The sequence below is a fragment of the Bacillus sp. FSL K6-3431 genome, assembly GCF_038002605.1.
Lineage (GTDB): Bacteria > Bacillota > Bacilli > Bacillales > Bacillaceae_C > Lederbergia.
In genome coordinates, this window is the sequence record NZ_JBBOCT010000001.1 from 4,532,084 (window position 1) to 4,547,445 (window position 15,362).

General features: G+C 35.7%; 10 protein-coding genes. 9 read left to right on the forward strand and 1 reads right to left on the reverse strand.

The window, feature by feature from the left end:
• Positions 1-383: 383 nt before the first annotated feature.
• Both MHB53_RS21775 and MHB53_RS21780 read left to right on the forward strand, forming a co-directional pair.
• Positions 384-1,991 (forward strand): PTS sugar transporter, encoded by a 1,608-nt coding sequence (locus MHB53_RS21775; protein ID WP_340922358.1) that lies wholly within the window; start codon positions 384-386, stop codon positions 1,989-1,991.
• Positions 1,992-2,318: 327 nt separating this feature from the next.
• Entirely contained in the window at positions 2,319-3,044 is a 726-nt protein-coding gene (locus MHB53_RS21780; protein ID WP_340922360.1) for a response regulator transcription factor, read from the forward strand.
• Here MHB53_RS21780 and MHB53_RS21785 read toward each other — a convergent pair.
• The gene (locus tag MHB53_RS21785) at positions 3,025-3,192 is read right to left on the reverse strand and encodes an anti-repressor SinI family protein (protein ID WP_340922362.1); all 168 of its coding nucleotides are present in this window, start codon (positions 3,190-3,192) and stop codon (positions 3,025-3,027) included. The two genes, MHB53_RS21780 and MHB53_RS21785, sit on opposite strands and share 20 nt — an antisense overlap.
• 124 nt (positions 3,193-3,316) lie before the next feature.
• On the opposite strand from MHB53_RS21785, the gene MHB53_RS21790 reads away from it, so the two are divergent.
• From MHB53_RS21790 to MHB53_RS21820, 7 genes are all read left to right on the forward strand, one after another.
• On the forward strand, positions 3,317-8,551 hold the full coding sequence (locus MHB53_RS21790) for an ATP-binding sensor histidine kinase (RefSeq protein WP_340922364.1): 5,235 nt from the start codon (positions 3,317-3,319) through the stop codon (positions 8,549-8,551).
• 205 nt (positions 8,552-8,756) lie between these two features.
• Positions 8,757-9,968, forward strand: coding sequence for an ROK family transcriptional regulator (locus MHB53_RS21795; protein WP_340922366.1), 1,212 nt, complete (start codon positions 8,757-8,759; stop codon positions 9,966-9,968).
• Positions 9,969-9,991: 23 nt separating this feature from the next.
• Positions 9,992-10,816 carry a sugar phosphate isomerase/epimerase family protein gene (locus MHB53_RS21800; protein WP_340922369.1) on the forward strand — a complete coding sequence of 275 codons (825 nt, stop codon included), beginning with the start codon at positions 9,992-9,994 and terminating at the stop codon, positions 10,814-10,816.
• A 23-nt stretch (positions 10,817-10,839) separates the two neighbouring features.
• Entirely contained in the window at positions 10,840-11,802 is a 963-nt protein-coding gene (locus tag MHB53_RS21805; protein ID WP_340922371.1) for a Gfo/Idh/MocA family protein, read from the forward strand.
• 141 nt (positions 11,803-11,943) lie between these two features.
• The gene (locus MHB53_RS21810; RefSeq protein WP_340922372.1) at positions 11,944-12,888 is read left to right on the forward strand and encodes a carbohydrate ABC transporter permease; all 945 of its coding nucleotides are present in this window, start codon (positions 11,944-11,946) and stop codon (positions 12,886-12,888) included.
• A 15-nt stretch (positions 12,889-12,903) separates the two neighbouring features.
• Positions 12,904-13,803, forward strand: a complete 900-nt coding sequence (locus tag MHB53_RS21815) for a carbohydrate ABC transporter permease (RefSeq protein ID WP_340922374.1) — start codon at positions 12,904-12,906, stop codon at positions 13,801-13,803.
• Between the two features lie 73 nt (positions 13,804-13,876).
• Complete coding sequence (locus MHB53_RS21820) at positions 13,877-15,256, forward strand: extracellular solute-binding protein (protein WP_340922376.1); 1,380 nt, start codon at positions 13,877-13,879, stop codon at positions 15,254-15,256.
• Positions 15,257-15,362 lie beyond the last annotated feature (106 nt).

The following is a 15,362-nucleotide window of genomic DNA, read 5'->3' on the forward strand; positions in this document are numbered from 1 at the left end:
ATGCTTCAAATTGAAATTTACACAAATAAAAAAACTATGGATACATTCAAATACAGTTTTTAAATAAAACATAGTAACGGAGATAGATATTTTACAATTATGAAGTGGAAACAATATTTTGAAAAATACGCTTGCTAGTTTCATCTTATGATATTTTATTAAATGTATATTGCTTACAGAAGATGTCGATGGGTTTCTTAGATTAAATTTTATCAGGCTGTGTTTAACCTCATAGACACAGTTAAATCTTTGAGAGGAAAATAAAAAGAATGTTATAATAAAAAAATTGATATTGACAAATTTTCAGAAATCAATTAAATTGTGCGTACATCATATATAAATATTCATTATATTATGGCAATGAGATGTTTAGGGGGAAAGTTGTGAAAAACGTAGCAATTTTAGGTAGCAGTGGGGGGAATTTGTATAATTTGGGTGGTAAGAATCCCAAAAGGCTTGTCTCTGAAATATTAATTCAAAGTGATTCTGCAGGAGTGAATGTTAGCGCCGTCCAATTTATTGGTGCTGAGGTATCTATGGATGTAGCGAAGAAAAATACAAGAGCTACTCTTTTTACACTTAAGGAAGAAATACCTATGAGAATATTTGAAGGATCATTACTAGAAGTTAATCATGAAGCTAGTACGCTTGATTCAGAAATTGCTCAAAAAATCCGTGATGGGAAAATTGATGGACTAATCGTGATGAGTATCGACCCAGAGGGCCCAAATAGAAATGCTATATTGGCAGCTATTGAGAAAAAGATTCCGATAGTAGGTACAGGTGGAACATCTATGGCAATCATTGGTTCTAAAGGAGCCAATGTCATTTCCGCTTCTGGTACAACTGGGACTACTAATCGAACAAGGGCAATATCATTTATTTCATCTTTATGTAAATTGTGGGGAATCAAGTATCACCCGATAATTGGTCAACCGTCTGGAAAAAATAATGTAGCAGGGAATCCTTTAAAACGAATAAACATTAGGGGCATCATGATCTCTTCCCTACCTGCATTTATTGCACTAGCACTTATTCTAGCATTAAGTAAGATTCCGGCCTTATCTGGTTTGGGTGAAATATTTGATATTTTATTACAAGCTCTTCCAGTCGTCATTGCCGCGATTGCGGCCAAACAGGTATCAGATTTAGATGAAGTATCAATTGTTGCAGGGATAATAGCTGGGGTTTTGTCAATAAAGGGCGGTATTATCGGTGGAATTATCGGTGGTATTGGAGCAGGACTATTCGTTCAGTTATTATTCTTGAAATGTGTACAATGGCGTTTTCCAATGACTACTGTTAATATCGTTGCAGGTGGGGTTTCAGGAATTATATCTGGGTTACTTGTATTTTATTTTGTAGCACCTGTAGCATTAATGGTTGGAGATTTTATTAAATTAATCATTGAACAAGCCGTAGTATTCAGTCCTGTTCTTGCAGGTGCTGTTGCTGGGTTATTAATTTGGCCAGCAATACTAGGCGGCATATATCATGCGGCAATACTACCAATTGTTTTGCTTGAAATGGAAAAAACAGGAAATAGCTTCTTAGGAGCTGTAGATATGGTCTCTTTAGTCATGGTTGCTGCCGGAATTAATCTTGCGAATATCATTTCGCCTAGAGATAAAGGAGAGGCTGCAATAGCAACACCTGGCTTTATGATTAATCTTGGTTTTGGTACTTTCGTAGAATCAGCTTATCCGTTTATGTTCTCGAATAAAGTCGTCTTTGGAGGGGCGATATTGTCTGCTGGTGTTGGTGGAGCGCTTGTTGGAGCATTTGATGTTAGGGGTACCGCCTATTTACCTTCTTTTGTAGCACCTTTTGCATCAAATAATGTAATAGGATTCATTATTTCGATGATTGGGGCATTTATTTGTTCATTTCTAATCACGGCTTTTGCTAATAAATTAATGAAGAAAAAAGGAACGGACGTTGAAAATGTTGTTTCAAAAAGTACCATACAGATTAATAAGCAAAGTCTTTAATGTATGCCTATAAGTATACGATTAAACAACAAATAATAGTTATCAGCCATAATTACTTAAGCACTAAGAGGAAACGAACTGCTTGGCCCAAGAATAATGTTTTTAAAAGCAAGCCCTATGGAAATTACCCCATAGGGTTTTTGATTTTATGACAAATGCTTGAAAAAAATGGTAGTTAATTTATGCTGGAAATGGTAAAATTGAACTAGGAATAGACGATATAAAAGTATTACTATATAAATGAATTGACTGAAATTGTTTAGGATCCGAATGTAAGATCAATTTATGAATATAAAGACATAGAGTGAGGAAAAATTGGAGGGGGAAGTGTTGAATAAGGAAAAGATTTTGATTGTCGATGATGATGCCGACATTCGTAAAGTACTTCAGCTCTATTTATGTAAAGCGGGTTTTGATGTGATTGAAGCTGAACATGGGGAAGGATCCCTCACGCTTTTTGATCAAGAAAACCCAGATTTGATAATTTTAGATGTAATGCTACCAGGTCTGGATGGTTTGGAAGTATGCCAAATCATTAGACGAAAAAGTGATGTTCCTATTATATTTTTGAGCGCAAAAGAAGATGATGTAGATAAGATTGTAGGATTAGGAATTGGCGGTGATGATTATATATCTAAACCGTTCAGTCCGTCTGTTCTGACTGCAAAGGTAAAGGCTCACCTACGCCGAAAGCGTCTTTTAGATAATCAGATCAATCAATTAGAAAAAGAACATGATAAACAGGCGATTATTGCATATCCGGGATTGGTTATCAATCAAGAATCATATTCAGTAAAAGCAAATGATGAAGAAATCCAACTTTCAGCAAAGGAATACAGAATCCTATGTCTTTTGGCTGCAAATCCAAATAAAGTGTATACAGTGGAGCAGCTCTTTCAATTGGTTTGGGGTGAAGAAAGTTTCGGTGATCATCGAACTGTCATGGTACATATTAGTAATCTACGAAAAAAAATCGAAGCTAACCCAACGCAACCATCTTTTATTATTACCGTTCGAAGCATTGGGTATAAATTCAATGTTCAGAGAGATTGAATTGACTAGTTTTCTGGAAAAAAGCGCGGATGTCGTCTACAGTTAAGCCAATCTCTTTTGCAGATAGGAATAAAGTAATCCATTCTTGATCCAATGGAATCTCTGACTTATCACATGCTGTTGGTCTTATATTAGTGCTTTGGTTCATACTAATATACCCCGCCTTTCATTGTATCTCAATTCATCATACAACTTAGAGTATAAAATGCGATCAAAGTTATCTAAAGATTCGTTAAAGATTAATTTTATTATGGTATCTGTGGGGGAATTTCATGAATAAGCTAGCTGATCAAAAAGTGATCTTACCGGGATATGACATACTTGAAGAAATGGAAGCGAATAGTGTATGGGCTTTTTATAAAGCAATGAATAGTTCTTCAAGGCAAGTTGTGTTAATTAAAAAGCTTCAAAAGCATAACATCAGCGCTCAAGATCTAGCTGCAGCAACCCATGAATTTAATCTGGTGAAGGATCTTCGTATTGCAGGTATATTGACACCGATTACATTAGAGAAACATTGGAATCAACCATTTCTTATAGTGGAGCCATTTGATGCCTATACATTAAGCTCCTTCATTCAGAATAAACCTGTTGAGATACGATCATTTTTTAGGCTAGCAAAGCAATTAACATCAATTGTAGATAAACTTCATCAAAATCATGTCATTCATAAAAGTCTTCAGCCCGAAAATATACTCATTCACAAAAAATCAGGCGAAGTAAAATTAACCGGATTCTATCATGCAGCAATGCTTAAGAGTGAAAATCATCGTTCACATGCCAATCCATATACATTAGGCAGCCAGCTTAATTATATTTCTCCCGAGCAAACAGGACGCATAAACCGGCATCTTGACTATCGATCCGATCTATATTCATTAGGTGTTGTATTTTATCAAATGCTTACTGGAATGCTTCCTTTTGATCAGGAAGATCCGATCGAACTTGTTCATTCGCATATTGCAAAAAATCCTATTCCACCGATAGAAGTGGTTGGAACCGTTCCCAAAGTAATGTCAGATATTATCATGAAATTACTATCTAAAATGCCAGAAGATCGTTATCAAAGTGCAACAGGATTGGGCTATGATTTGATAGAATTTGAGAAGTTATGGCATGTACATGGAACAAATTCCCTTGAGTTTTTAATGGCAGAAAAGGATATACCGCAGAATTTTGAAATCGGAGGGAAACTGTACGGCAGGGAAGAGGCATTAGGCACATTAATATCGGCTTTCGAACGTACATGTAATGGTCAATGCACGTTTGCTTTAATACCTGGAATTTCTGGAATTGGAAAAACCGCACTTGTCAATGAAGTGCGGAAACAACTCATACATAATAAGGGATATTTTATAGCTGGAAAGTTTGATCAGTTGAAACGCGAAGTCCCATATGCACCGCTTGTTCAGGCATTTCAAGATTTGCTGAAACAGGTAATGGCAGAGGGAGAGAAAAGCATTCAATATTGGAAAAGTCATTTGGAATCTGAACTGAGTGCAAATTTAGCTGTACTTACAAAAATAATACCTGAAATAAAATGGATGACAGGAGAATTGTCGGAGCCTGAAATGTTAACAGCCGTTGAAACGAATAACCGAATTCGCTTCGCTTTTCTTAAATTAATTAATATATTTGCAAGCGAGCAACATCCGCTTGTTTTATTTTTAGATGATTTACAATGGGCAGACCAAGCTACGTTAGATTTGCTACAATACATTCTTGCCCAACAAAAGCGAAGCTATTTATTCATCATTGCTGCTTATCGTGATGATGAGGTGGCTGTGACGCATCCGTTTAATGTGATGTTAAAAGATCTGCAAACGATCGAGGGCCTTATACAAACAATTCCCCTTAAACCGTTGGAGATGGAGCATCTGGAGGAATGGGTGCTAGATACTTTATCTTGCGAAGATAATGAAGCAATAGAGTTAGCTATCTTTATGCAACAAATTACACGTGGGAATCCCTTTTTTTTGAATCAATTGTTCCAAGCTTTTTATGATCAGCAATTGCTCGTATACGATGAGGAAAAAATGAAGTGGACAAGCGATTTTCAGAAATTATTTCAGTTGGATATTCAGGGAGATATTATTACTTTTATTGCGAAACGCTTCTATAAGTTGCCTGAAGAAACACAGAAGCTGTTAAAGCTTGCTTCATGTATAGGGAACCAATTTGAGATAAATGTGTTAAGTGCAGTTTATGAAAATAGTAATGTAACTACAGTGCGCACATTGTGGAATGCATTAAGAGATGGGCTTATTTTACCACTAAGTCCGAGATATAAATGGGTATTTCCAAATGAGAACTTGTTAGATGAAGAAAAACAGCCACTTATATATAGATTTTTACATGACCGAGTTCAACAAGCTGTTTATTCTACGATGACAACATCAGAATTAGAACAAAACCATTTAACGATAGGACGTTTAATAGTAAACTATTATACTCGAAAAGGAAGTCTAGAGGAAAATATATTTGAGGTTGTTAATCATTTGAACCAATGTCGAAATCTATTGAATACCAAAGAAAGAATTCAGCTTGCTAAGTGGAATGCAATCGCCGGAGAAAAAGCAAAGCATGGTGCAGCATTTAAGGCTTCCCTTTCTTTTTTTGAAGTTGGAAAAGAATTGTTAGGTGATACGGGTTGGGATTTACATCATAAATTAACCGCTAAGATCCTGATTGGTCTCGGTGAAACAGAGTATCTAGATAATCAATTTACCATCGCCGAAGGAAGGTTCGATGAAGCCTTAGATAAAGTGCAATCCAGGCAAGAACAACTAAAGATTTATCATTTGAAAATGACTTTGTATATTCATGTACATCGTGTAGAGGACGCAGTAGATTGTGGGCTTAAAGCCTTAGAGTTATTCGGATGGCATATTAATAAAAGACCTGGAAAGATGGCCGTTGCAAAAGAATTCTTGCAGACAAAGATCGCTCTAAGAAATCGGAAGGCAAAAGATTTGAATGAATTACCAGAAATGACCAATGAGAATCAGCGACTTATTATGCAGACGTTTATTAATATGAATGGGCCTGCCTATCATGTGGATCAAAATTTAGCGACATTATTAATGCTAAAGGCATTCAACTATACATTAAAATATGGAATTACCGACTTATCTTCGCTTGTATATAATAATTATGCGCTGATTTTAAGTGCTGGTTTCCATCAATATAATGACTGTTATGAATTTGGCAACCTTGCCCTTCAAAACGCAGAAAAGAGTCAAAATTCTCATTTAATGGGTAGGGTGTATTTTGTATTTGGAAGCTTCGTGAATCACTGGAAAAATCCAATCAGGTATAACCAGCAATATTTAGAACGTTCACAAAAGTATTGTATTGAATCCGGAAATTCTCATCTAGCTGGAGCAGCAAGTTCATTTATTTGCATCGCTAGTTTTTTAAAGGGACATGGGCTAGCAGAAACAGATCAGACCATTAATGAACAATTGCGATTTTCGGAGCAAATACAGTATGATTTATCGAAAAACTTTTTAAATGATTTAAAATACTGGATATATATTTTAAGAGAAGCGAAGGAAGTACCAAATTGGGATGTTGTTCAAATGACAGATGATAAATCAGCGGAAATAGTCCATTACACAGTCCGATTGCAGCTAAGTTATATTCTTAATGAACAGGAAGTTGCGAAGATTTTGAGGCAGAAACTCGATCAACTTGTAGATAAATCATTAGTTCTAGTGATTGCTCCAGAATATTATTTTTATGAAGATCTATGGATGACGAAGCAATATGACAGTGAGGGTACGAAGGGAAAGCTGCGAATTCGTAAACGATTAAAAATGCATTTATCCCTTTGGAGAAAGTGGGCATTGCAATCTCCAGATAATTATCTGCACAAATATTTACTCATCAAAGCCGAAGTCGCAAAAATTAAAAAGCGAATATCTAAAGCAGCAATTTATTATGACCAGTCCATCGCTCAAGCGCAAAAAAATGGCTATATTCAAGACACAGCAATTGCCAATGAATGTGCGGGCCTTTTTTATCTGAATCGTGGTTTGCCTTATTTCGCAAAAGTGTATATATTAACCGCTTATTCAGCATATGAAAGCTGGGGTGCAAGTCGAAAAGCATTACAGCTTAGAAAAGAGTTTGATGAATTATTAACAGATAGTGGTAAAAGCTTAATGATACCAAACAGTAAGGAGCAATTTTACATTGACATTGATGAAGCCACAATGTTAAAGGCAGCACAAGCAATCTCTGGAGAAATTGTCTTAGAGAAGCTCATTTCAAGATTATTGAATATTGTTCTAGAAAATGGCGGTGCGCAAAAAGGAGTATTGTTTTTAAAGATTGATGATCAGTTAAAACCTGTAGCACAAGGTAATATTGATGAAATAGTAATGCATATTGCGGACAAGGATGTAGTTGAATACCCTGAAAATATTTTACAGTATGTAGAGAAAAGTCTTGAGCCTGTTGTACTCACTGATGGGGCAGATACGGGGATATTTATGAATGATCATTATATGAAAGTCCATCGTCCAAAATCTGTTTTATGTTTTCCGATTTTGTACCAACGTAAGTTAGTAGGCGCTTTATTTTTAGAAAATAATATGATTACCCATGCTTTTACAAAAGAGAGAATTGAATTGTTAAATTTTCTATCCTCACAGGCAGCTGTTTCACTAGAAAATGCCTATTTGTACAGAGATTTAGAGAAGAAAGTAAAAGAACGTACCATACTTTTAGAATCAGCTTATGAGAACCTAGAAATGGCTAATCAGGATTTGGCCCTAGCGGAAGAAGTGCGTCGTAAATTTTTATCTGATATTTCCCACGATCTAAGAACACCAATTACATCGATCCAAGGTTATATTGAAGGTATTCTAGATGGGGTCATTGATAATAAAGAGGAGCGAGAGTTGTATTTAAAAAGAAGTCATCAACGCTTATTGACGCTGAAACGATTAATTGATGATTTATTTGAATTGGCGAAATTAGAATCAAGAGGAATGTCTTTTGATATGGAATATGTGCCTTCCGATCAATTATTTGACCATCTTTGTAAGCAATTTGAGCATGATATCATACAGGCGAATCTCACGTTTACGGTTAAGATTGATCGGTCATTTTTGAATGAATATCCTCTCGTTGAAGTTGATGTAAGGCGGATAGAACAATTAGTCCAAAACCTTATTTCAAATGCAATTAAATTTACACAAAGCGGTGAAATAGTTTTACAGTATATGTATGATAAGTTTAATAAAGAAGTTGTTCTTATTCTTAAAGATACTGGAATGGGAATACCTAAGGATGAGCTTCCACTTGTTTTTGATCGCTTCTATACGAAATCCCCCGATAGAAAAGAGGGGCATGGATTAGGTCTTGCGATCTGTAAAGAAATTATCCAATATCATAAAGGAAAAATTATAGCTGAAAGCATAGAAGGCTCTGGTTCTATCTTCACTATCAGGCTACTAGTTTATGAATTAAAATTAGAAGATAGTGAACAGATTGAATAAAAAGGTGTCTGACCTCCAGTGCGTTATTGTAATAATGCAGGTGGGGGAAGATGCTTTTTTTGTAATGCGTTTTATCAAAAATTTTAAAATAATCAAAACAATTATTGAATTCCAAAAAGATATATGTTACCTTAAACTTAATAAAGGCAATGGAGAAAGAAAGGAAGAAACTACATCATAGTAGGCTGAATGGAATGAGTTGATATTGAAAAGAACTGGAGATCTTAATCTTATAAAAGAGTTAAACAAATCGATTGTATTAGATATAATTCGCAAAAAGGGTCCAATCTCGAGAGCCGAGATTGCCAAGACTGTCAAGATTAGTCCTACAACTGTAACATCAGCTGTTAGTGAGTTAATAGGCGATTTATTAGTATGTGAAGCTGGTTTAGGGTCTTCAAATGGTGGAAGAAAACCAATACTTGTTCAGCTGAATCCAAATAATCGATTTTTAATTGGAATTGCAATAGATGCATCTAAAATTACAATAGCTGAACTTAATCTAAACGCCGAAGTACGTTTAAAAGAAGTGCACCATTTAAGCAAAGTAACTGATTTCGATCTTAGTGTCTTAATTATGGACAAGATAGAGAAATTTAGTGAAAGGTGTAAAAGCTTGGATCAATGTTTAGGTATATCGATAACGATGCAAGGTATAGTTGATTCTGTTAACGGTGTTCTTCTTTATAACCCAAAGTTAAAAATAAAAAACCTTTCCCTTAAAAGTATGATAGAAAAGCGGTTTAATATACCGACGTATATAGACAACGATACAAATGGTAATCTCTTAGCTGAAAAAGGTTTCGGAAAATATCAGCATTCGAAAAATATAATATATGTCAAAGTTGGAAACGGGGTGGGTGCAAGTATTTTAGTAAATGATTCAATCTTTCGTGGATTTCATGGAGGAGCGGGAGAATTTGGTCACACTACTATTGATCGTAATGGTGTTCCTTGCTATTGTGGGAATGTTGGTTGTCTTGAGGGTTATGTTAGTTGGGGAGTTATTTATAAACGTATTTTGGATAGTATTAGGAAAGGGCAAGGTACAATTATTTCAGAGATAATTGATGGGGAATCATCTAAGCTTACACCTGAAGTCCTTCGACAAGCGGTCGCTAGGGATGATCCATTATCTATATCAATTATGGAAGCGTTATCAAGGGATCTGGCTATTGGAATGGTTAATCTGATCAATTTATTCAATCCAGAAATAATTATTCTGGGTGGTGAATTCGCATATAAAAACTCATATCTAATTAGCAGCGTAAATGAACATATTTCATCCCATGCGTTGGAGGTACATACAAATGGTTTGAAAGTTGTACCAAGTTCCTTTGGAAGTGACTTTGAAGTAATTGGATCTGCTTCTTTATTGCTCCATGAATTGTTTCATTTCACATTAAGCGGTCGATGAATGGAAATTAGGAGGGAAAATGAATGTTAAAAGGGATAAATCAATGGTGCTATCCTGAAGGCACCTCTATCGAAGAAATATTTGAATATAGTAAGAATGCGGGTTTTGATGCTGTAGAACTTAATCTATATCCAGAAGGCGGAGAGGGACTAACACTAGCAACGACAAGGATTGAAGCTGAAAGGGTTGCTTCACTTGCATCTAATTACCAATTACAACTTAGGAGTTTATCAACCTCACTTCTTTGGGGGACACCACTTAGCTCATCAGATGAAAACATTCGTAAGCAAGGTATGTCGGTCATAGAAAAGATGCTTGAAATTGCAAGCTGGATAGGGATGGATACAATTCTGGTTGTGCCAGGAGTGGTTTCAAAAGAAGTCTCTTATGATGAGTGCTACAAAAGGAGTCAGGAATGTATCAAACAGATTCTTCCTATCGCAGAAAAGTTTAATGTGAAGATCGGTATAGAGAATGTATGGAATAAATTTTTGCTATCCCCACTTGAAATGATGAGGTATATTGATGAATTTCAATCAAATTATGTAGGCGCTTACTTTGATGTAGGGAATATTTTGCAGTATGGTTATCCGGAGCAATGGATACGGATACTTGGGAACAGAATTTTAAAAGTTCATGTGAAAGATTTTAGTGCGAATGTAGGAAATGGAAATGGATTTGTACCTTTATTAGTGGGGGATGTTGATTGGAAGGCTGTGAGATATGCACTTGAGGATATTGGCTACGAAGATACACTTACAGCTGAACTTACCCCGTATGCACTTTGTCCTTATACATTAGCAGACGACACGGCGCGACATATTGATGTGATTTTAAATAAAAAATAAAATATTTTTAGGAGTGGTTTATCATGACAAAAGTTAAAGTAGGTTTTCTAGGTGTTGGTGGCATAGCTACTGTTCACTTGAAAAACGTACAAAAAATGGAAATGGCAGAAATTGTAGCCGTTTGTGATATATCTGAAGAGAATGCAAAAAAACAGGGAGAGGCATTTCAAGCGACAGTATATACAGATTTTCAAGAAATGCTTGATAAAGAAGAAATGGATGCATTATTCGTAAGTATTCCTCCGTTCGCCCATGGAGATATAGAAGAGAAAGCGGTAGAAAAGGGCATTCATATCATGATTGAAAAACCGATAGAGCTGGATCTTGAAACAGCACGAAAAAAGGCAGAGGTCATTCGTGCATCGGGTGTAATAAACGCTTCTGGCTATTGCCTCAGATATTTAGATACTGTCCAAAAAGCAAAAGAGTATTTGCAAGATAAGAAAATTGCGATGGTTCGTGGGCATTATATTACTAGTTTTGTAGAAACCCCTTGGTACCGGATAGACAGTAAGTCTGGAGGACAATTAGTTGAACAGGCAACACATATACTTGATACAATGCGCTATATGGCAGGTGATGTTAAAAAAGTAAGCGCTAACATGTCCTTGCAGGTAATGCAAGATATTGAAAATATAGATATACCTGATGTTACCTCGGTCAATCTTACTTTCGAATCTGGAGCAGTTGGTCATTTAGATAGTTCATTTATACAGCATGATCACCGAATGGGTGTTGAACTATTAGGTCGAAATTTTCGTATTGAGTTGAATGGGACTACTCTTTCAATCATTGAAAAGGATAAAACAATTACTTATAAATCCAATGTCGATTTTTATGAGGAGCAAGATCGTAGTTTCATAGAAGCAGTTAGAACGAAAAATCAAGCATTAATTTTAGCATCTTATGAAGATGGCTTAAAGACGTTAGCAGTAAGTCTTGCCGCAAAAAGATCTAATCAAGAAGGGGAAATTATCCAAATGTAAGTTTCATCTTTCATTGAAAGATATAAGGTAAGGTTGGTTTAAAATGAAAACTACTAAAAGATAAGGAGCTATGACTAGGTGCTAATAATGTATAAAAATAGGTATCCTTTTTCCTAAATTTAATCATAAAGGGCTGAGTATATGTCAAATAAAGCGGAATATTCTACTGGGAAAAATATTGGATTGAAGCCTAATAGAAAAAAATTCTTCACACCACAGGATTTGGCTGGATATGCATTTTCTGCTCCGTTAGTTATTGGTGTATTGGTATTTGCCATTTACCCAATGATAGGTGCATTAATATTGAGTTTCAAAAAGTCAGCTTCTTCATTTGGAGGCGAGTGGATAGGGCTTGCTAATTATAAGTATGTGCTGACAGATACTATGTTTTGGAAATCTTTATATAACACGGCTTATATGGGTGTTTTGTCCGTTATTTTAGGTGTATCTTTATCTTTTATACTTGCAACCTTAATTCATAACGTACCGTGGTTGAAGTGGCGGAATTTCTTTAAAGGTGTATATTTTTTACCAAATGTAGTGTCTCTAGTAGCCACAAGTATTCTATTCCAATTCCTTTTTAATCCAGGGAGTGAGGGGATTTTAAACTATGTTTTAGGCTGGGTTGGTATTGAGCCTATAGGTTGGTTCACAAATCCAAGTGTTTCGAGATTCAGTATCGTGTTAATGACTTTATGGGGAATGCTAGGCTACAATACAATTATTTTCATCGCAGCTTTATCAAGTGTACCACGAGATCTTTATGAAGCATCTGAAGTCGATGGAGCAAACTGGATGAAGAAATGGTTATACATTACTGTTCCATATTTAAAACCCATTATATTATTTATGGTCATCATAAGTACGATTGGCGCAATGAAGCGGTTTACCGATGTTTGGTTAATCGGAGGAACAGCTGGGAATCCAGCAGGTTCATTAATGACTGTAGTTCTATATATTTATCGCAATGCATTTTTATCCAACCAAATGGGCGTTGCAACCGCGGCTTCATATATTTTGTTTATTGTGATTCTCGTACTAACGGTTATCATGTTAGTGACAAACAGAAAGAATAATTTTGACTGATAAGGGGTGAGGGATATGAGTAAGGATATCAGTATGACTAATGCAAATATAAAGAATGGAAACCCTAATGAGAATAAATTTTTTAAGAAATCAAAACTAATTGGTAGCTATACGCTTACGACCTTTCTTATTCTAGGCTCACTTATTATGATCATTCCTTTTGTATGGATGGTTTTAACAAGCTTTGATTGGGCTGCAAGATTGAATATTCCATTTCCCCCTAGATTCTGGCCAAAGGAAATAACGACAAGGACATATGAAGCTGCTTTTACAAATATTCCAATGTTTCGATATATGTTTAATTCTTTAGTCATTTCTGTAGGAGTTATTGCTGTCAGTTTAATGTCTGCGCTACTCTCTGGATATGCAATTTCAAAACTTAAATTTAAAGGGTCTATGATCGTTCTTGTTTTAGCATTAAGTACTATGATGATTCCGTTTGAGATGACAATGATCCCTCAATACCTACTATTTTCAAAGATTCGTCTATTGGATACGTATTGGGCATTTTTTCTACCTGCTTTAAATTATGCATTTGGAACATTTTTGGCGAAGTCTTTTATTGATCAAATTCCATCAAGTCTACGAGAGGCAGCTATTATTGATGGGGCAAGTGAGTTTAAAGTATTCTTTAAAATCTATTTTCCTTTATGTGTTCCAATTATTGCGACCATGGTTATCTTACAGTTTTTAGCAGTATGGAATGATTTATTATGGCCATTATTAGCACTGAAAACACCTGATAAATATACAATTCAACTTGGACTGGCTATGTTTACTTACAATAAAAGTATGCCATTACCATCCATCATTATGGCTGCAACAACCGTTAGTTTAATTCCAGTTATTACTCTATATTTATTCCTTCAACGTTATATTGTTGAGAGTATTGCATTATCCGGAATTAAACAATAATTAAGGAGGTGAGTAATACGTTTCGCTTGTGTATATGTATGCTCTATGAAAATACTAAACGGGGGGAATAAAAATGAAGAAAAGTATTTCAATTTTTATTGTGGCATTAATTATAATGATGTCTTTAGCTGCATGCTCGTCTAGCTCAGGTGGAAAAGGTGAGAAAAAGAGCGATATTGAAGTAGTTTCAGATATAAAAGGAACTGTTCGTGTTTCATTAGCGGGTTGGGCACTTGAGAATGGAATTGATCCAATCACAGGTATAAACACGATTGGATTAAACGAATTCTTAGAAAACGAATTTTATCCTAGGTACCCTAATATTAAACTAGAAGTTTACCAAGTACCTTGGGAAAATGCACAAGCAAAGCAAAGTGCGATGCTACAATCAGGCGATGTTGATATATTATACACTGGTGGGGCATTTGCATCACAATGGATGGAGCAGGGATTATTAAAAGGTATTGATGACTTATTAAAGAATGATAAAGATTTCGATCCAAGTATATATTTAAGCGGAATCTGGGAGAATTCGTATAGTACAGTATCTTTTGATGGTAAAACTCGCTTTGGACTACCGGCTGTTCTAGGGAAACGTATTACAATATATGATAAAAAAATGTTCGAGGAATGGGGAGTGGAGCCATTATCTGATAAGCCTACTCCTGAAGAAATTTTAGAAAAAGCAGCAAAAATGACAGGGAAAAATCCTGTGACTGGCGAAAAAAACTATGGTTTATGGTTTAACGGGAATAACCTTAATATTTCTACTTTCGTTGCCTTAACACATGCATTTAAGGCTGAGGGCGCGGTTGGTTCATTGGCTGATGTTAAAAATATTGAATGGAAGCTGAATACTCCAGAGATGGTCAAAGTAATGGAATGGCTTAAGGAAGCATCGAAATTTCCGCCTACTGAGTTTTTAAATGCTCAAGGAGCAGAGAACTTCGGGTTGAACACAAATAATATTGCGATAGCCCTTGACCATGCTGGCGGTGCAACAATGGGAGAATATGCTGCTAACGATGATAAAGAGTTATTGGATCGTTTTGAATCAGCATTGAACTTAGGACCAAACGGCGAAGGCTGGGTGGCAATGGATCCATTTGTCATGGCTGAAAAAGTAAAAGATGCCGACGCAGCTTGGGAAGTGATGAAGTTTTTAACAGGATATGAAACACAAAAGTGGAATTACGATAATTTCAAATCAACACCTACTTTAGTTGAGGCTGATTTTGTTGGGGAAGAAGATAAATATGTAAAAACAGCGATGGAAATAGCAGATATCACTTCTTCTGTTTTGATGGATGAAGCAAATCCGTTTTTCGGCAGTGAGATTGCTCCAGCTGTAAACGGCTTTATAAGTAATGCGGCTAATGATAAAGCTCCAGACATTCAAAAGTTTTTAGATGATTTACAAAAACGTGCGGAAAAATGGTCTGCAAGTCAATAAGATAACCCATTGTGCGGTAGTGACGAGTAGTTTTTTCACTACCGCATATTCGGTTAACAAGGCATATTCTCTCTGAAAATCAAAGATCTGCCCTCCCACCGTGTTA